This window comes from Erwinia typographi (assembly GCF_000773975.1).
GTDB classification, from domain to species: Bacteria; Pseudomonadota; Gammaproteobacteria; order Enterobacterales; family Enterobacteriaceae; genus Erwinia; species Erwinia typographi.
In genome coordinates, this window is the sequence record NZ_JRUQ01000037.1 from 1 (window position 1) to 18,305 (window position 18,305).

The following is an 18,305-nucleotide window of genomic DNA, read 5'->3' on the forward strand; positions in this document are numbered from 1 at the left end:
TGGTTGCGGGAGCCGGATTCGAACCGACGACCTTCGGGTTATGAGCCCGACGAGCTACCAGGCTGCTCCATCCCGCGTCCGAAATACTGTTGCTTCCATCACAACAGATATTTCTTTAATTTACCGCGTTCTCTGAAGAGAATTGGTTGCGGGAGCCGGATTCGAACCGACGACCTTCGGGTTATGAGCCCGACGAGCTACCAGGCTGCTCCATCCCGCGTCTGTGGAAGCGCACTATACTCTGAGTGAGTCTGGTTGCAACCTCTTTCTGCAAGAAAGTCATAAAAATAGCGCTTGCTGCTCACTTCTTCCCCATTTGGCGTATTCTTCTATACCAGCAGGCGAACTTTACCGTTGGGGCGTTTAATTCTGCTGGTGGCTTTGCTATCTTCGGCGAGGAATTCCGCAGAGAGGGCAGTAACATAATGAAAGGAAGTTGGGCGAAGTTTGCAATAACGGGCGTGCTGCTTGCTCTGCTGGCGGGATGCTCCTCAAAACCGACCGATCGGGGTCAGCAGTATAAAGATGGTAAGCTGGAACAGCCGCTGGGGCTGGTCAATCAGCCCAACGCGAAAGGTCGACCGGTTAACGGTAAAGACTTTGGCGATCAGCTGATTGAAATTCAGTACGCTTCGCCCGGTATGTATTCCCGTCAAACCAGTACCTACAGCTCAATCAAAGCCTGGCTGATGGCCGGGGGCGATACCCGCCAGCTGCGCCAGTTCGGTCTGGATGCCTACCAGATGGAAGGCACCGACAACTACGGCAACGTGCAGTTTACCGGTTATTACACGCCGGTGATCCACGCGCGATATACCCGTCAGGGCGAGTTCCAGTATCCCTTATACCGTATGCCGCCACGCTCCAGAGGGGGCCGCCTGCCCAGCCGTGCGGAAATTTACAGTGGCGCGCTGAGCGAAAGTTATGTCGTCGGCTACAGCAACTCGCTGATGGATAACTTTATTATGGATGTTCAGGGGAGCGGCTACGTGGATTACGGCGACGGCCGTCCGCTGATGTTCTTTGGCTACGGTGGCAAGAACGGCCACGCTTATCGCAGCATCGGCAAGGTGCTGATCGATCGGGGCGAAGTGAAGCGTGAAGATATGTCGATGCAGGCGATCCGCAAATGGGGCGAAGAACACAGCCCGCAAGAGGTGCGTGAGCTGCTGGAGCAGAACCCTTCCTTTGTATTCTTCAAGCCCGAGAACTTTGCGCCAGTGCGCGGTGCCAGCGCCGTTCCGCTGGTGGCGAAAGCTTCCGTCGCCTCCGACCGTTCGCTGATCCCACCGGGAACCGCGCTGCTGGCGGAGGTGCCATTACTGGACAACAACGGTAAGTTTACGGGAAAATATGAGATGCGCATGATGGTTTCGCTGGACGTCGGCGGCGCCATTAAAGGCCAGCACTTTGATATCTATCAGGGAATTGGCGAGCAGGCTGGCCATATGGCGGGCTGGTTCAACCATTATGGCCGCGTCTGGGTATTGAAATCAGCCCCTGGCGCCGGTGCGCCGCTGTTCTCTTCTGCACAAAATAGCACTGGCGGCTCGGCGCCGATCTTTCAGTAGCCGCCGCCAGCGGGCTGGTTCGCCAGCCCGTCACTCATTGAGGTAAAGCATGACTTCTCTTTCCGCTGCCTGGCTGCAACGCTTTGGCGGCACCGCGCGTTTGTATGGGCAGCCTGCGCTCCAGCTGTTTGCCGACGCGCATATCTGCGTAGTGGGCATTGGCGGCGTGGGCTGCTGGGCCGCTGAGGCGCTGGCGCGTACCGGAATTGGCGCGATCACCCTGATTGATATGGATGATGTCTGCGTCACCAACACCAACCGCCAGATCCATGCGCTGAAAGAAACGGTCGGCCAGGCGAAAACGGAAGTGATGGCGCAGCGTATCCGGGCAATTAACCCGGAGTGTAAAGTCACCTGCGTGGACGATTTTATCACCGCCGAAAACACCGCCAGGCTGATGAGCGCGGGCTTTACCTACGTGATTGACGCTATCGACAGCGTCCGGCCTAAAGCCGCGCTGCTGGCCTTCTGCCGACGGAATAAAATTCCGCTGGTGACCACCGGCGGCGCGGGCGGTCAGATCGATCCTACGCAGATCCAGGTGGCCGATCTGGCTAAAACCATTCAGGACCCGCTGGCGGCGAAGCTGCGGGAACGCCTGAAAAGTGATTTTAATATCGTGAAAAACAGCAAGGGCAAGCTGGGGATCGACTGCGTATTTTCAACCGAGGCGCTGATGTATCCGCAGCCGGACGGCTCGGTGTGCGCCTCGCGCAATACGGCGGAAGGGCCGAAAAAGATGGATTGCGCTTCAGGATTCGGCGCGGCAACCATGGTCACCGCAAGCTTTGGATTTGTTGCCGTCTCTCACGTACTGAAAAAGATGATGGCGAAAGCCGCGCGAGCCTGAAGGTTGAAGCCGGGAGCGAGTTCGCTTCTGGCCAGTTTTAAACGTGACGCGCTTCCCTGGCGGCCCTGAGCACGGCCTCTGCCAGTGCGGCAAGTCCGGCGCTACGTGAAGAACTCAATTGATCCCGTAATCCCAGGCGATCGAACAGCGCCAGCGGATCGCCCGCCAGCAGCGCGCTGGGCTGCTGTCCCTCCACGGCGGTAAGCAGCACCGCCAGCAGACCACGCACGATTCTTCCTTCGCTATCGCCATAAAAATGCAGGCTGCCGTCCGGGCGAACTTGATGCCCGAGCCAGACGCGATTCTCACAGCCGCTCAGCTCAATCTCTGGCGTTTTCAGCTCGTCTGGCAAGGCGGGCAGCTGTTTTCCCATCAGGATCAGCTGACGATAACGATCCTCCCACTGCCTGTACGCTGAGAATTTTTGCGCTAATTGTTCCGGCGTGATGCTGTCGCCAAACGGATGGGGAGCCAGTAAAGAAGTCATTATTAATCGCCTAATAGTTCCAGTGCGGTGGTCATCCCTTTGACCAGCGCTTCAACATCGTTGAGCGTATTATAGGGGGCAAACGAGGCGCGCAACGTGCCGCTGACGCCTAAAGCCTGAATTAACGGCTGCGCGCAGTGCTGACCGGCCCTCAGCGCAATGCCGCTCTCCGCCAGCAGCGTCACCACGTCGCTATGGTGAGCTCCCGCAATGTCAAAGGAGAGCAGGCTGGAACGGCTGGCCCGATAGCTGCGGAACCCGGGCAGCAGGGACAGACGCTCTTCGGCTAAGTCCGCCAGGCCCCGGCTCCAGCTTTCCGCCGCCGGCAAATCAACGTCGTCAAGCCAGCCAAGCGCGGCGCTAAGGCCAATCACGCCCGCGACGTTTGGCGTGCCCGCCTCAAAGCGCCAGGGCACCGGCTGCGGGCTGAAGCCGTCAAAACTGACGCTGGTCAGCATTTTTCCGCCGCCCTGCCAGGGCTGCATCTCTGCAAGCAGGCTGGTTTTACCGTAAAGCGCGCCAATGCCCATTGGGCCATACAGCTTATGGGCGGAAAAGGCATAGAAATCGATATCCAGCTGTTGTACATCCGCAGGCTCATGAACCACGCCCTGGGCGCCATCAATCATCACCTTAGCGCCCGCCCGGTGGGCAAGGGCGATGGCGTGGGCAATGTCGGGACAGCCGCCGGTGACGTTGGACATCTGCCCCAGCGCCAGCACTTTTGTACGCGAGGAGAGCAGGGAAGGCAGCGCGGCGTTTTCGGGCAGTAAATCTTTACCCAATGGCCATTTCACCACCTTCGCCCCAGTCTGAGCGGCAACCATCAGCCACGGCACGAGGTTGGCATGGTGCTCGGCTTCGCTGACCAGAATTTCATCCCCCGGCTGCAAACGGGGACGAAAATAGCCCTGGGCGACCAGGTTAATCGCCTCAGTGGTGCCCCTGGTCCAGACGATATTATGGGCCAGCGGGGCATTCAGCAGGCGGGCGACCCGCTCGCGAGCCTGCTCGTATTTGTCCGTCAGCGCCCTCGCGGCAGCAAACTGGCTGCGGTGTACGGTGCCAGCGCCATGGCTGTAAAATTGTTGGGTTGCCTCAATCACCGCCGTCGGTTTTAGCGTCGTGGCCGCACTGTCCAGATACACGCCGGCATCGGCCAGCGCTGGAAAATGGCGGCGAAAATCTGCGGGATTAAATGCGGTCATACCTTCCTCAGACAAATGATGGATTGGTGCGGTTACTTTCAGGACCAGTCTGAATTACCGGCCTTTTTCTGGCAAAGTGACAAAAGCGCGTTATGCTGATTTATGCAAGGTTTAAACTATTACCCGCAGAAAAGCATCCCTCTGGCAGGCAATTTACCCGCATTTTGCCATCAGGTCATGCACTGCAGGTGGTTTATCGCATTACAGTCTGCAAGGAGATAAAAGATGAAAAAATTTGCTGCAATACTGGCCGCCTGTGCCATGACCTTTACGCTGGCCGCATGTTCCAGCAATTATGTTATGCACACTAACGATGGCCGTACCATTGTCGCCGACGGCAAACCAGCGGTAGATGAAGATACCGGTATGATCAGCTATCAGGATGCCAATGGCAACAAACAGCAGATCAACCGTTCTGATGTGAAAGAAATGGTTGAAATGGGTCAGTAAGCTTCAGGCAAAAAAAAAGCACCGCAATTTGCGGTGCTACTAAATCACTATGGACAGACAGGGTAAATCTACAGGAATAAATGATAGCCAGGCTATCGGATCTGAAAATCGTCAGATCAATCGCAAACACAACATCACGACCACAAGCCAAAAGCCTTTTAAAACTCTGCGTTTCCGCTCAAATTTCAAACTGCTTTTCGTTCCGGCTCAGGAAGTGCGGCAACTATAGGTATTTGCTGGTACATCCTCAACGGACAAATTATAATGTCTCGGATAAAATAAACTAATACATATAGCTCCGACAGGAGCGTTTCTTTCGATGATGTCATAACGTATCCGGTAACCATGTCAAAACGTCTTCCCCCCCTGAACGCCCTGCGGGTTTTTGACGCCGCAGCGCGCCACCTCAGCTTTACTAAAGCCGCAGAAGAGCTGTTCGTTACCCAGGCCGCCGTGAGCCATCAGATTAAGTCGCTGGAGGATTTTCTGGGCCTTAAGCTGTTCCGGCGGCGCAACCGCTCCCTGCTGCTGACCGAGGAGGGGCAAAGCTATTACCTCGATATCAAAGAGATTTTCACCGCGCTGAATGACGCCACGCGCAAGCTTCAGGCGCGTAGCGCTAAAGGGGCATTGACGGTTAGTCTGCTGCCGAGCTTTGCCATTCAGTGGCTGGTGCCGAGGCTGACCAGCTTTAATTCAGCTTATCCGGGTATTGACGTGCGCATCTCCGCGGTGGACCGGGATGAGGAGAAGCTGGCTGACGATGTCGACGTGGCGATTTTCTACGGGCGAGGCAACTGGCCGGGGCTGAGAGTGGAAAAACTCTACGCTGAGTATTTGCTGCCGGTCTGTTCGCCGCTGCTGCTGACCGGCGACAAGCCGCTAAAGACGCCGGAAGATCTTTCCCGCCAGACGCTGCTGCACGACGCCTCCCGGCGCGACTGGCAGTCTTATACGCGACAGCTGGGGGTTGGACATATCAACGTGCAGCAGGGACCGATTTTCAGCCACAGCGCGATGGTGCTCCAGGCGGCAATCCACGGGCAGGGCGTAGCGTTGGCGAACAACGTGATGGCCCAGACGGAGATTGAGGCGGGGCGGTTGGTTTGCCCGTTCAACGACGTATTAGTCAGTAAAAATGCTTTTTATCTGGTTTGTCATGACAGCCAGGCAGAACTGGGTAAAATAGCCGCCTTTCGCCAGTGGATACTGGCAAAAGCGGCCAGTGAACAAGAAAAATTCCGCTTTCGCTACGAAAGCTGAGATCTGATTTCAACGCGTGGCTATCAAGCGGCGCGCGCAACCTCTGAGGATAAAGGACATGTCGAGTCGTGCGATGCTGATTTTTTCAGCAATAAGCGGGTTTGTCTATGTGATGCTCGGCGCCTTTGGCGCTCATGTGCTGAGCAAGTCGCTGGGGTCAGCAGAACTTGCCTGGATAAAAACCGGCCTGGACTATCAGGCTTTCCATACGCTGGCGATTCTTGGCCTGGCGGCGGCAATGTTACGCCGGGCGAATATCTGGTTTTACTGGAGCAGCGCGCTGCTGGCGCTGGGGACGGTGCTGTTCAGCGGTAGCCTGTATTGCCTGGCGCTCTCACACCTGAAGCTATGGGTGTTTATTACGCCGATCGGCGGCACCTGCTTCCTGATTGGCTGGGTTTTGATGTTGGTTGGCGCACTGCGTCTGAAAAAAAGGGCAGAACGCCATGAATAAAATATTGCTCTACTGTCGTCAGGGCTTTGAGAAAGAGTGTGCGGCAGAGATAACGGCAAAGGCCGCAGAGCGTGAAGTGTTCGGCTTCGCGCGGGTTAAAGAAGATTCTGGCTACGTGCTGTTTGAGTGCTACCAGCCGGAAGAGGCCGAAAAACTGATCGCCGCGCTGCCTTTTAGCCAGCTGATTTTCTCCCGGCAGATGATCGTCGTGGGCGAGCTGCTGCGCGATCTGCCGCAGGAAGACCGGGTAACGCCGGTGACCGGCATGTTGACCGGTTTTGTCGAGAAGGGCGGCGAGCTGCGCGTTGAGGTCCCGGACACCAACGAGAGCAAAGAGCTGCTGAAGTTTTGCCGCAAATTTACCGTGCCGCTGCGCAGCAGCCTGCGGGCGGCGGGTATCCTGCTGAAGTATGAAAGCGCCAGCCGCCCGGTGGTTCACGTCTTCTTTATCGCGCCGGGACACTGCTACGTTGGTTACTCCCTGCCGCAGAATAACTCACCGTTCTTTATGGGCATCCCGCGTCTGAAATTCCCTTCCGATGCGCCAAGCCGCTCAACGCTGAAGCTGGAGGAGGCGTTTCATGTGTTCATTCCTGCCGACGAGTGGGATGAGCGTCTGGCCAGCGGGATGTATGCGGTTGATTTAGGCGCCTGCCCCGGTGGCTGGACCTATCAACTGGTGCAGCGCAGTATGATGGTACATGCGGTTGATAATGGTCCGATGGCGCCGAGCCTGATGGATACCGGCCAGGTTTTCCATCACAAGGAAGATGGCTTTAAATATCGCCCAACGCGCAGCAATATTTACTGGGTGGTCTGCGATATGGTGGAAAAACCGGTTCGGGTAGCCAACCTGATGGCGGACTGGCTGGTGAACGGCTGGTGCCGGGAAGCAATTTTTAACCTCAAGCTGCCGATGAAGAAGCGCTATGAGGAGGTGTCGCAGAACCTGGCGATGATTGATGAAAAGCTACGGGCCAACGGGATTAACGCCCAGCTTCAGGCCCGTCAGCTCTATCACGATCGCGAAGAGGTGACGGTGCATATCCGTCGCATCTGGAGTGCCTCGCCGGGGCGTCGCGACGAGCGATAAAACCCCAGCATCCGTTTTTCAGCGCGCGGGGAGCCGCAGGTCCTTCAGGTTCCCCGCCAGCAGCAGGTCGGTTTTCAGCGTGGCGACCTGTCTGCAAATCTGTGCCATCTCCCGATGCGCCTGAAGCTTTTTCTGCCATTTCGCGGGCACTGAGCTGAGCCGCTGATAAATTTCATCCAGCGATCCAAATTCCTTCAGCAGTTCCGCCGCGCTTTTCGCGCCGATACCGGCCACGCCGGGAATTTTACTGCTGCTAATCCCCGCCAGTCCCCAGTAATCGGTCAGCTGCGCCGGAGAGACGCCAAACTCCGCATCGATAAACGGCACGTCCAGCCAGCGCTTCTGGAAGTAGTCGCGGATCTGGATTGAGGGAGCCAGCAGCTGACAGTAGCCTTTATCGGTAGAAACGATGGTTGCCCGATGGCCGCCCGTCGCCACTTTGGCGGCCAGCGTGGCGGCAAGATCGTCGGCCTCCTCTCCTGAAGCCTGCCAGCAGGCAACCCCTGCGGTTTCAAACGCAGCGCGCAGCTGCGGCATCTCCTGCTGCAAATTTTCCGGCATCGGCGAACGGCCCGCCTTGTAGCCGGGCAGCAGCTGGTGACGCCAGCCCTCATGGCGATCGTCATCATCAAACACCGCCACCGCATGAGTCGGATCGCTGTGCCGTATCAGCTGGTGCAGCGCGCTGAGGCAGGTCTCCTGACAGGGGGAACCCTGCACCGCATGAATACGGCGGATCAGGTTCAGGGCATCAACAATCAGCAAATGAATAGTCATAGTTACCGCCAGGCCGGAACGGCGCGAGAGCCGCTCCGGCAGGGAGCATTATTTAATGATTTCGTAGCAGGGAATGTAGGCCGTACCCGGCAGCTTCATGCGGTGCTGGGCCACAAATCCCTGTAACAAATCGTCCATGCGGCGCATCATTTCCGGATCGCCGTGCAGCTTATACGGGCCTTTTTCCTCGATCGCCCGAATCCCGACATCCTTCACATTGCCCGCCACAATGCCCGAAAAGGCACGGCGCAGCGCGGCCGCCAGCTGTTCGGCTGGCTGGTCAGGGTGCAGATTGAGGTTAGCCATATTTTCATGCGTCGGCATGAACGGCACCTGCAAATCCGGCGCGATGCGGATCGACCAGTTGAAGCTGTAAGCATCGCCGGTTTCACGGCGGTTCTCTTTCACCTTCGGCATCGCTTTTTTCATCAGGCGCGCCACTTCTGCCGCATCGTCAATGATGATGCTGTAGTGCTGGCGAGCGGCATCACCCAGGGTGCTGACAATAAATTCATCCAGCACTTTGAAGTAGTCGGCGCTCTCTTTCGGTCCGGTCAGGATCAGCGGCAGCACCTGATCGTGGTTGTGCGGGTTCATCAGAATGCCCAGCAAATAGAGCAGCTCTTCGGCCGTTCCCACGCCGCCGGGGAAGATAACGATGCCATGGGCGATACGCACAAACGCTTCGAGGCGCTTCTCAATGTCCGGCATGATAATCAGCTCGTTCACCAGCGGATTCGGCGGCTCGGCGGCAATAATTGAGGGCTCGGTCAGGCCAATAAACCGGCCTTCTTTATAGCGCTGCTGCGCATGGCCCACCGCAGCCCCTTTCATCGGCGCTTCCATCACGCCCGGCCCGCAGCCGGTGCAGATGTTCAGCTCGCGCAGGCCCAGCTGTGAGCCAACGCTGCGGCAGTACTGATACTCCACGGCGTTGATGGAGTGGCCTCCCCAGCACACCACGGTATTCGGCTCTTCCCCGACGTGTAGCGCGCGGGCGTTGCGCAGAATAGAGAACACCATGTTGGTGATGTGTACCGAGTTGTCACCGTCCGGATCGCGGAAGCGCTCGGCGCTGTCAATCTGGCCGTTGACAAAAAGAATATCGCGCAGGACGGCAAACAGGTTCGCCTGTAGCGAGCGGATGAGGCGGCCGTCGACGAAGGCTTCTTCCGGCGGGTTAATCAATTCCAGCTTTACGCCGCGTTCGCGGCGCAGCACGTTGATATCAAAATTTTCAAAGCGAGAGAGCAGCTCATGGCTGCTATCGGTCTGGCTGCCCGAGTTAAGAACGGCAAGAGAACAGTTGCGAAACAGCTGGTAAAGGTCGCTGCTGGCCGTCTGCTTCAGCATATCGACTTCCAGCTGAGACAGCAGATCCATTGAGCCCAAAGGGCTGACATGTGTAATCAAATTAACTCCTTTTCACCCATTTGGGTGGTCGTCACTCCCCAATTGGCCCACCGGCTTACGGCAGGTCTGCGGGGAGAGTAAATTCCCTGGGCCAGGCGATGACCTGCGCCCACACCAGAGTAGCCTTGTCCGCAGGGGTTTAACAAGGGATCGAGTCGGCTTTGCGGCGTGCCGCGCAAAACAGGCCGGATTACTGGCGAACCAGGCGCGAATGCCCCGGCCTGAATTGCCCATTGCTGCGCCACGGATTAATATCCAGCCCGCCGCGGCGAGTATAGCGGGCGTAAACGCTTAGCTGCTCCGGCCGACAGAAACGCAGAATATCGTTGAAAATGCGCTCGACGCACTGCTCGTGAAATTCGTTATGATGGCGGAAAGAGACCAGATAGCGTAGCAGCGCTTCGCGCTGAATGCGCGGTCCGCGATAGCTAATCTGCACCGATCCCCAGTCCGGCTGATGAGTAATCAGGCAGTTGGATTTCAGCAGATGGCTGACCAACTGTTCCTCCACGATGTCGGGCTGCGTCGCCTGCTCAAGATAGTCGGTAGTGAACCGGTAGTTGTCGATGTCGATATCCTGTTCATCGATGCAGTATCCAGCAAAATGCCCAATCGGCTGGCCTTCCACTTCCTGAAGCCGGAACAGCGCGACGCTGACCTCACCCTGCGCGCAGGCGCTAAGATCGCGTTCAAGCACGGCGCGCACCTCGCCCCAGTCGGCAAATTTGGTCTGGTTGAAGCTGTTGAGATAGAGCTTAAAGCTCTTAGACTCAATCAGATTAACGCTGTCCGCATTGAGGATGACCTCACCCAGGGCCACCTGCGGCAGCCCTTTTTGATTCAGCCAGGAAAGCTCGTAAAGCGTCCAGATATCCGCACCGTGAAAGGGCAGGCTGTGCGGATAAAGGCCCAGCGGTTCGCGGTTCATGCTGCGCGGAACGGCTTGCAGTAAAGAGGGTTGATACTTATCGTGGTACTCTGTTGGTTTCCCCAGTGTCAGGTTGCTTAACGCCTGATGCGGATCCTTTGAAGACATCGTAATTACCTTATGGCCTGCGGTTTGCGGGCTGTAGTGCATGGTGCAGAGATAGCCTTAGTGTAACTCAGGCTACAGAGAGTGAAAAAAGAATGATTGAAGAAACCACCCGTGCTTTAACCGAGTTTACCCGTAAATATTGCGACAGCTGGAGCCGCGAATGCGGGCACTCACCGGCCAGCAGCGAACTGCTGGGCGTGCCTTCGCCCTGCATTCAGCAAACGACAGCGGATCAGGTGTACTGGCTGCCGCAGCCTTTCACCCTCGCACAGAATCTGGAGGCCGTTGAGCGCGCTATCGAACTGCGCCTCCAGCCTTCGGTAACGGCCTGGTATAGTTCGCAGTTTGCCGGAGATATGACGGCGACTTTTGGCAACACGGCCTGTACGCTGCTGCAAACCTGGAGCGAGGAAGATTTCCTCCGCGTGCAGGAAAATCTGATTGGTCACCTGGTGATGAAGCGCCGCCTGAAACAGTCGCCAACCCTGTTTATCGCGACCACCGAGTCGGAGCTGGAGGTGATTTCCGTCTGCAATCTGAGTGGCGAAGTGATTCTGGAGCAGCTCGGCACTCAAAAACGCAGCGTGTTAGCACCTGACCTGCAACAATTTATTGAGGCGCTACAGGTCGCTTTGCCGGTGGGGCTGAAGCGCTGATTTCCCTGTAAGCGATCTCTCACATTGGCTGTGAGATATCGCTAGTAAATCGAGAGAGATAACGTCATGCTGATGGTGTAATTAAATACAAATCAATGAGTTATTTTATTTTTCTCACATTTTTCTCTCCCCGCCGCTCACATTTTCCTGTCAGCCATATTGTTTGCTTATGACATTAAGGCAGAATGGCGGCAACAGAAAGGAAGCTGTGGCTCATTGGATGAGTCAGGACACCTCAGGAAGAGGGTGCAGGGAAAGTCTTCAGGATGAAGAAAGGACGTCTCAGGATGAGAGCAGGGACACCTCCAGGATGGAGAAGTGAGCGGTCAGTGAAGACAGCGTGTCAGGGATGCAAGGGATTTTCACCAGAAAGGTGAGTTGTAGGGAACACTCAGGACAAAGTTATCACGGACGAGCAGGGAGCATAAGCGTGGCGGGATAGCTGCAAACGAACCGGGAGCACTGTTAACACAGTGCTCCTTTTTTTTGTCCATACTTTTCCCAGCTCCGCGTGCGGGTGGTATGCTTGCGGACTTTCGCAAACGGGATAAGAGGATCTGCCGATGAGCCGCGAAAACCAGGTTCTGTACCGCCTTCAGGCGATTGAACAACTACTTCATGACGCCGGGCTATGGCAGTCCAGCGCCCCGCCCAGCGAGGCCTTTAACAGCCAGGAGCCATTCTGCGTGGATACGATGGCGCCGTTGCAGTGGTTGCAGTGGATCTTCCTGCCCCGAATGCACGCGTTGCTTGATGCTGGCAGCGCGCTGCCGGTAAAGCTGGCTATCGCGCCTTACTACGAAGTTGCGCTGCCTGAGGATATGCCCGAGCGGACAGAACTGCTGCGAACGTTGAGCCTGTTTGACCAGCTGTTCGAGCACGATACCTGATGCTGGAAATTATCTATCAGGATCGCTGGCTGATCGCCGTGAACAAGCCCTCCGGCTGGCTGGTGCACCGGAGCTGGCTGGATCGCCATGAAACCGTCTTCGTGATGCAGACGCTGCGCGATCAAATTGGTCAGCATGTCTTTACCGTGCATCGCCTCGATCGCCCCACTTCCGGCGTTTTATTGCTGGCGCTCTCGAGTGAGGTTGCCCGCCTGCTTTCACAACAGTTTGAGCAGCATTCGCTGCAAAAAACCTACCACGCGGTGGTCAGGGGCTGGATGGAAGGCGAGGAGACGCTCGACTATGCGCTGACCGAAGAGCTGGATAAAATCGCCGATCGGTTCAGCAACCCTGACAAAGCCCCGCAGCCTGCGGTCACTCACTGGAAGGCGCTGGCTACAGCCGAGCTGCCGGTTGCGGTAAGCCGTTATCCAGGCTCGCGCTTCAGCCTGGTGGAGCTAAAGCCTGATACCGGGCGCAAACACCAGCTGCGCCGCCATTTACGCCATCTTCGTCATCCCATTATTGGTGACAGCGCTCACGGCGATCTCAAGCAAAATCGCAGCGCCGCGCAGCATTTCGGCATGAAACGCCTGATGCTGCACGCCAGCGAACTGAGCCTGACGCACCCGGTCACCGGCGAGCCGCTGCGGCTGCGAGCCGGGCTGGACGCGGTCTGGCAGGGCTGTATGACGGCCTTTGGCTGGGAAGCCTTCCTCCCTGAGGTGCAAAGGGTTGAGTTTGTCGCGGCTAACCCTCAGGATAGGGCATCCGATTAAGCCCCGGCAATGAATGGAGAAAAGCATGGCTCAGGTAGGTATTTTTGTTGGCACCGTTTACGGTAACGCACTATTGGTGGCGGAAGAGGCCGAACCCCTGCTGGCAGACGCAGGGCATCAGGTGAAGATTTTCGAAGATCCGACGCTGGATGACTGGCAGCGCTATGCGGACCACGTCGCCCTGATCGTCACCTCGACCACTGGCCAGGGCGATTTGCCCGACAGCATTGCGCCGCTGTTCCACGCCATCAAAGATCGGCTGGGCCATCAGCCAACGTTGCAATACGGCGTGATCGTGCTGGGCGACAGCAGCTATGATGATTTCTGCGGCGGCGGCAAAAAGTTTGACGACCTGCTCCAGGAGCACGGCGCTAAGCGCGTCGGCGAAGTCCTGCTGGTGGATGCGACAGAGAACCCGGAGCCGGAAGAAATCACTTCGCCGTGGGTTGATGCGTGGGCAAAGCAGATTAGCTGAGCCAGCGGTAGCGCCTGACTTCAGGCGCTACCGTGCTGTAAAAAACTCAGTTCCTGGCCGGAGCGCCGCAATCACTGAATGGGGCGGCCACACCCCATGAGATCTTTGGGCCTCAGGTAACCGGCGCGGGATTAAATACCGCCAGCGCGTTGTGGAAGCCCCAGCGATCGGACCAGGTCTGCTTGCGGGCGCTGGCAATGTCCAGAATCAGCTCAAACAGCCTCCAGCCTACCTGCTCAATACTCTCTTCGCCGGTCGCAATGGTGCCCGCGTTGATGTCCATCAGATCGTGCCACCTGTCGGACAGCGTGGTGCGGGTCGCCATTTTGATCACCGGGATCGCCGCCAGGCCATACGGCGTTCCCCGCCCGGTAGTGAACACCTGTAGCGTAATGCCAGAGGCCATCTGCTGCGTACCGCAGACAAAGTCGCTGGCTGGCGTCGCGGCGTAAATCAGGCCGCGTTTCGTCGGGCGCTGGCCGGGCGAAAGCACTTCAACAATGGCGCTGCGTCCTGATTTGGCTATCGATCCCAGCGCTTTCTCCACCACGTTGGCTAAGCCGCCTTTTTTATTGCCGGGAGAGGGGTTGGCGCTGCGGTCGGTTTTCCCCATATTCAGGTAGTCGTCGTACCAGGCCATCTCTTCCAGCAGGCGTTTGCCGACCTCTTCGCTGGCGACGCGCGGCGTCAGCAAATGCACGGCGTCCCGCACTTCGGTGACTTCAGAAAACATCACCGTGGCTCCGCAGCGAATCAGCAGATCTGAAGCAAAGCCGACCGCCGGGTTTGCCGTGACGCCAGAGAAGGCATCGCTGCCGCCGCACTGCATCCCGATAACCAGTTCTGAAGCGGGAACCGTTTCGCGCTGGCGCTGATTCAGCCGCTGCAAATGGCGCTCCGCCACCTGCAAAATATCCTGCACCATAGATTCAAAACCCACATGTTTTTCATCCTGTAGGCGAACCACATCCTCCTCGCCCAGCGAAATGGTCTGCACGTCGGGCGTGCCTTCCAGCAGGCGCTCAGGCTGGAGCTTTTCGCAGCCTAATCCGACCACCATCACCTCGCCGCCAAAGTTCGCATTCAGCGCCAGATTGTGGATAGTGCGGATCGGCACTACGGCGGCAGGCGCGTTGATCGCCACGCCACAACCGTACAAATGATTCAGCGCCACCACGCCATCCACATTGGGATATTTCGGCAGCAGTTCGCGCTCAATAATGCGCACCACGTAATCCACCACCCCCGCCACGCAGTGCACGCTGGTGGTGATGGCCAGCAGGTTGCGGGTGCCAACGCTGCCATCGGCATTGCGATAGCCTTCGAAGGTATAGCCGGTAAGCGGCGGCAGGTCGGGGGGAATATTACTGGCGAGCGGCAGGCTGGCCAGCGCCGGGGCTTCGGGCAGCACCACCAGCGACTCATCTATCCAGCTGCCGCGCGCGATGTCCCGCACGGCGTAGCCAATCACTTCGCCATAACGAATAATATCGCCGCCTTTAGCAATATCGCTGAGGGCCACCTTGTGGCCCTGAGGAATATGTTCTTTTAATATCAGGCCACAAGGAAATTCGGTTCCCGCTGTCAGTCCATTATTATTGACCACGATGGCAACGTTATCGTTCTCATGCACTTTTATATAAAGGGCCGGATCGTTTTTTTGTCTGTTCATTGCTCGAAAAGTCCTGAAATAATTCATGAAAGAGTGGCTGTCTCTCCCTGACTGATGATACGTCCTTTTTGCGGGTACTAAGTATTCTGCTGCCGATCAGTATAAAAGCGCGCTCCGGCAAAAACATTATGCAGATGTCAGACATATGGCCCCGCGATCGCCTGCTTTTTCTGGCATAAGTACAGATATCAGTGAGAACGCTCACAAAGGCAAGGGAAAAGCCGCCGGACTGTGACCGCTTCCGCAGAAAGGTTACGTTCCGTGAGCTACCCCGCAATCTATTGTGCAATTGCCATAATAATAAGGGCTTTATTGCATTTTTATAGGGCTTATTACCGATGTGTTCCCTTTCGACAGTTTCTATACTTTTCACCGAACGGAACGATGAGATATTTCCACGCTGCGTATTAACTATTCTGCTAAATAATCGCTGTGTTTAACCCAACATCATTCTGATACCCAACGCGATGTGTATGCAGTCCAGAGTGAGTTTGCCTGACCGCTATATTTCAGGAGTGCATCATGAATTCAATCAGCAGTGCTGCGAGCGCCGTGCAAAAAAGAACAAATGCTCGCTACTGGATAGTGGTGATGTTATTTATCGTCACCTCATTCAATTATGGGGACCGGGCGACCATCGCCATTGCCGGATCTGCCATGTCCAAAGAGATCGGCCTCAACTCGGTTGGGTTGGGCTACATCTTCTCGGCCTTCTCGTGGGCCTATGTGATCGGTCAGATCCCGGGAGGCTGGCTGCTGGACCGCTTCGGCTCCAGGCGAGTGTACTTCTGGAGTATTTTCCTCTGGTCGCTCTTTACCCTACTCCAGGGCTTCGTTGATCTATTCAGCGGCTTCACCATCCTCGTCACGCTCTTTATGCTGCGCTTTCTGGTTGGGCTGGCCGAAGCGCCTTCCTTCCCCGGCAACAGTCGCATTGTGGCGGCCTGGTTTCCTGCACAGGAGCGCGGCACTGCGGTAGCGATTTTTAACTCCGCGCAGTATTTCGCTACGGTGATCTTCGCGCCGATTATGGGCTGGCTGGTCTCTTCCGTCGGCTGGGCGCACGTCTTCTGGTTTATGGGCGGCCTCGGCATCATCCTCAGCTTCATCTGGCTGAAAGTGATCCACGATCCGAACGATCATCCGGGCGTCAACAAAGCCGAGCTTGAGTATATGGAGCAGGGCGGGGCGCTGATCAATATGGATCAGAAGAAAGAGGAGCGTAAGGTAAGCTGGGCGGAGAAAAAATACCAGATCATCCAGCTCATCACCTCGCGGATGATGGTGGGCATCTATCTGGGCCAGTACTGCATCAACGCCCTGACCTACTTCTTTATTACCTGGTTCCCGGTCTACCTGGTACAGGCCCGCGGCATGTCGATTCTTAAAGCGGGGATGGTCGCTTCGATTCCAGCTATCTGTGGTTTTCTTGGCGGCGTGCTGGGCGGCGTTATCTCTGACTGGCTGATGCGCAAAACCGGATCGCTGAACATTGCCCGCAAGACGCCTATCGTTCTCGGCATGCTGCTCTCCATTTCGATGGTGGTGTGTAACTACGTCGATACAGAATGGGTCGTGGTGTTCTTTATGGCGCTGGCGTTCTTCGGTAAAGGTATCGGTGCGCTGGGCTGGGCGGTGATGGCGGATACGGCGCCGAAAGAGATCAGCGGCCTGAGCGGCGGGCTGTTCAATATGTTCGGCAATTTCTCAGGCATCATCACCCCGATAGCCATTGGCTACATCATCGCTTCTACCGGGTCCTATAACGGCGCGCTGGTTTACGTCGGTATCCATGCTTTTGTGGCGGTGTTGAGCTACCTGGTGCTGGTGCAGGACATCAAGCGAATCGAATTAAAACATCTGTAAGGACGAGATATGACGACGCAAAGTAGTCCCGTGATTACCGGGATGAAAGTTATCCCGGTGGCGGGCCACGACAGTATGCTGCTGAACATTGGCGGCGCACATGGCGCTTTCTTCACCCGTAATATCGTGGTTCTGACGGACAGCGCCGGGCACACCGGCGTGGGTGAAGCGCCAGGCGGAGAGACGATCTATCAGACGCTGGTGGACGCCATTCCCCTGGTGAAAGGAAAAGAGGTCGCCAGGATGAACAGCCTGGTGCAGCAGGTGCACAAAGGCAACCAGTCGGCAGACTTTGATACCTTCGGTAAAGGCGCCTGGACTTTTGAGCTGCGGGTGAACGCCGTTGCGGCGCTCGAAGCCGCGCTGCTGGATTTGCTCGGCCAGTGCCTCAATGTGCCGGTGGCGGAGCTGCTCGGTCCGGGCAAACAGCGTGATGAGGTTACGGTGCTGGGCTATCTGTTCTACGTGGGCGACCGTGAGAAGACCGATCTGCCTTATCTTGCCGGTGAGCAGGCGGGGCACGACTGGTATCACCTGCGCCACCAGAAGGCGATGGACAGCGCCAGCGTGGTTCGTCTGGCTGAGGCCGCGCAGGATAAATATGGCTTCAAAGACTTCAAGCTTAAGGGCGGCGTGCTGCCAGGCGAGCAGGAGATTGAAGCGGTCAAAGCGATGAAGGCGCGCTTTCCCGACGCCAGGATCACCGTCGATCCAAACGGGGCCTGGCTGCTGGATGAGGCCATCGCGCTGTGCAAAGACCTGCATGGCATTCTGACTTACGCAGAAGATCCCTGCGGTGCTGAGCAAGGCTATTCAGGTCGTGAGGTGATGGCCGAGTTCCGTCGGGCTACCGGCCTGCCGGTGGCGACCAATATGATCGCTACCAACTGGCGCGAGATGAATCATGCGGTGATGCTCAATGCCGTAGATATCCCGCTGGCCGACCCGCACTTCTGGACGCTGAGCGGCGCGGTTCGCGTGGCGCAGCTCTGCGATGAATGGGGTCTGACCTGGGGTTGCCATTCGAATAACCACTTCGATATTTCTCTGGCGATGTTTACCCACGTCGGCGCGGCGGCGCCGGGCAAACCAACCGCCATCGACACGCACTGGATCTGGCAGGAGGGCGAGCAGCGCCTGACGAAAAATCCTCTACAAATTCGCAACGGCAAAATCGCCGTGCCGGAGGCGCCAGGTCTGGGCATTGAGCTGGACTGGGCGCAGATTGAAAAGGCCCATGAGCTGTATAAAACGCTGCCCGGCGGCTCGCGTAACGACGCCACCTCGATGCAGTATCTGATCCCCGGCTGGACTTTCGATCGTAAACGCCCCGCCTTTGGACGCTAAAATTTACTCCTCCAGAAG

General features: G+C 56.9%; 18 protein-coding genes and 2 tRNA genes. 12 read left to right on the top strand and 8 right to left on the bottom strand.

What is annotated here, in order from left to right:
* Together NG99_RS11400 and NG99_RS11405 are read right to left on the bottom strand one after the other, a co-directional pair.
* Positions 1 to 77, bottom strand: a tRNA-Met gene (locus NG99_RS11400).
* 66 nt (positions 78 to 143) lie between these two features.
* A tRNA-Met gene (locus NG99_RS11405) sits at positions 144 to 220 on the bottom strand.
* Positions 221 to 425: 205 nt separating this feature from the next.
* Between NG99_RS11405 and mltA the strand changes: the two genes are divergently transcribed.
* Both mltA and tcdA read left to right on the top strand, forming a co-directional pair.
* Positions 426 to 1,571, top strand: coding sequence for a murein transglycosylase A (gene mltA, locus NG99_RS11410; RefSeq protein ID WP_034892451.1), 1,146 nt, complete (start codon positions 426 to 428; stop codon positions 1,569 to 1,571).
* Positions 1,572 to 1,620: 49 nt separating this feature from the next.
* Complete coding sequence (tcdA, locus tag NG99_RS11415; RefSeq protein WP_034892454.1) at positions 1,621 to 2,421, top strand: tRNA cyclic N6-threonylcarbamoyladenosine(37) synthase TcdA; 801 nt, start codon at positions 1,621 to 1,623, stop codon at positions 2,419 to 2,421.
* 37 nt (positions 2,422 to 2,458) lie between these two features.
* On the opposite strand, the gene csdE is transcribed toward tcdA, so the two are convergent.
* Together csdE and csdA are read right to left on the bottom strand one after the other, a co-directional pair.
* Positions 2,459 to 2,911, bottom strand: a complete 453-nt coding sequence (gene csdE, locus NG99_RS11420) for a cysteine desulfurase sulfur acceptor subunit CsdE (RefSeq protein WP_034892457.1) — start codon at positions 2,909 to 2,911, stop codon at positions 2,459 to 2,461.
* Positions 2,911 to 4,116 carry a cysteine desulfurase CsdA gene (csdA, locus tag NG99_RS11425; RefSeq protein ID WP_034892460.1) on the bottom strand — a complete coding sequence of 402 codons (1,206 nt, stop codon included), beginning with the start codon at positions 4,114 to 4,116 and terminating at the stop codon, positions 2,911 to 2,913. Before csdA ends, csdE begins: the two co-directional genes overlap by 1 nt.
* A 225-nt stretch (positions 4,117 to 4,341) precedes the next feature.
* On the opposite strand from csdA, the gene NG99_RS11430 reads away from it, so the two are divergent.
* The 4 genes from NG99_RS11430 to rlmM all read left to right on the top strand — a co-directional run bounded on the left by NG99_RS11430 (position 4,342) and on the right by rlmM (position 7,376).
* Positions 4,342 to 4,566, top strand: coding sequence for a YgdI/YgdR family lipoprotein (locus NG99_RS11430; RefSeq protein ID WP_034892464.1), 225 nt, complete (start codon positions 4,342 to 4,344; stop codon positions 4,564 to 4,566).
* A 345-nt stretch (positions 4,567 to 4,911) separates the two neighbouring features.
* Complete coding sequence (locus NG99_RS11435) at positions 4,912 to 5,829, top strand: transcriptional regulator GcvA (protein WP_034892466.1); 918 nt, start codon at positions 4,912 to 4,914, stop codon at positions 5,827 to 5,829.
* Between the two features lie 58 nt (positions 5,830 to 5,887).
* Positions 5,888 to 6,283: a DUF423 domain-containing protein gene (locus NG99_RS11440; protein WP_034892469.1), complete on the top strand. Its 396-nt coding sequence runs from the start codon at positions 5,888 to 5,890 to the stop codon at positions 6,281 to 6,283.
* The gene (rlmM, locus tag NG99_RS11445; RefSeq protein WP_034892471.1) at positions 6,276 to 7,376 is read left to right on the top strand and encodes a 23S rRNA (cytidine(2498)-2'-O)-methyltransferase RlmM; all 1,101 of its coding nucleotides are present in this window, start codon (positions 6,276 to 6,278) and stop codon (positions 7,374 to 7,376) included. The genes NG99_RS11440 and rlmM overlap by 8 nt, the downstream gene beginning before the upstream one ends.
* 18 nt (positions 7,377 to 7,394) lie before the next feature.
* On the opposite strand, the gene xni is transcribed toward rlmM, so the two are convergent.
* The 3 genes from xni to queF form a co-directional block, all read right to left on the bottom strand.
* Positions 7,395 to 8,153 carry a flap endonuclease Xni gene (xni, locus tag NG99_RS11450; protein ID WP_034892474.1) on the bottom strand — a complete coding sequence of 253 codons (759 nt, stop codon included), beginning with the start codon at positions 8,151 to 8,153 and terminating at the stop codon, positions 7,395 to 7,397.
* A gap of 48 nt (positions 8,154 to 8,201) precedes the next feature.
* Positions 8,202 to 9,566: a nucleotide 5'-monophosphate nucleosidase PpnN gene (gene ppnN / locus NG99_RS11455; RefSeq protein WP_034892477.1), complete on the bottom strand. Its 1,365-nt coding sequence runs from the start codon at positions 9,564 to 9,566 to the stop codon at positions 8,202 to 8,204.
* Between the two features lie 190 nt (positions 9,567 to 9,756).
* Entirely contained in the window at positions 9,757 to 10,602 is an 846-nt protein-coding gene (queF, locus tag NG99_RS11460; protein WP_034892480.1) for an NADPH-dependent 7-cyano-7-deazaguanine reductase QueF, read from the bottom strand.
* Between the two features lie 92 nt (positions 10,603 to 10,694).
* On the opposite strand from queF, the gene syd reads away from it, so the two are divergent.
* The 4 genes from syd to NG99_RS11480 all read left to right on the top strand — a co-directional run bounded on the left by syd (position 10,695) and on the right by NG99_RS11480 (position 13,402).
* Positions 10,695 to 11,258 (top strand): SecY-interacting protein, encoded by a 564-nt coding sequence (syd, locus tag NG99_RS11465; RefSeq protein WP_034892483.1) that lies wholly within the window; start codon positions 10,695 to 10,697, stop codon positions 11,256 to 11,258.
* Positions 11,259 to 11,821: 563 nt separating this feature from the next.
* Positions 11,822 to 12,148: a YqcC family protein gene (locus NG99_RS11470; RefSeq protein ID WP_034892486.1), complete on the top strand. Its 327-nt coding sequence runs from the start codon at positions 11,822 to 11,824 to the stop codon at positions 12,146 to 12,148.
* The gene (truC, locus tag NG99_RS11475; RefSeq protein ID WP_034892488.1) at positions 12,148 to 12,927 is read left to right on the top strand and encodes a tRNA pseudouridine(65) synthase TruC; all 780 of its coding nucleotides are present in this window, start codon (positions 12,148 to 12,150) and stop codon (positions 12,925 to 12,927) included. Before NG99_RS11470 ends, truC begins: the two co-directional genes overlap by 1 nt.
* Positions 12,928 to 12,952: 25 nt before the next feature.
* On the top strand, positions 12,953 to 13,402 hold the full coding sequence (locus tag NG99_RS11480; protein ID WP_034892853.1) for a flavodoxin: 450 nt from the start codon (positions 12,953 to 12,955) through the stop codon (positions 13,400 to 13,402).
* A gap of 112 nt (positions 13,403 to 13,514) precedes the next feature.
* Here the strand turns inward: NG99_RS11480 and garD are convergent, their stop codons facing one another.
* Positions 13,515 to 15,074: a galactarate dehydratase gene (gene garD, locus NG99_RS11485; protein ID WP_034892491.1), complete on the bottom strand. Its 1,560-nt coding sequence runs from the start codon at positions 15,072 to 15,074 to the stop codon at positions 13,515 to 13,517.
* Positions 15,075 to 15,596: 522 nt separating this feature from the next.
* Here garD and NG99_RS11490 point away from each other — a divergent pair.
* Both NG99_RS11490 and NG99_RS11495 read left to right on the top strand, forming a co-directional pair.
* Positions 15,597 to 16,940, top strand: coding sequence for an MFS transporter (locus tag NG99_RS11490; RefSeq protein ID WP_034892494.1), 1,344 nt, complete (start codon positions 15,597 to 15,599; stop codon positions 16,938 to 16,940).
* A 9-nt stretch (positions 16,941 to 16,949) separates the two neighbouring features.
* On the top strand, positions 16,950 to 18,287 hold the full coding sequence (locus NG99_RS11495; protein ID WP_034892497.1) for an enolase C-terminal domain-like protein: 1,338 nt from the start codon (positions 16,950 to 16,952) through the stop codon (positions 18,285 to 18,287).
* The last annotated feature ends 18 nt before the right edge of the window (positions 18,288 to 18,305 follow it).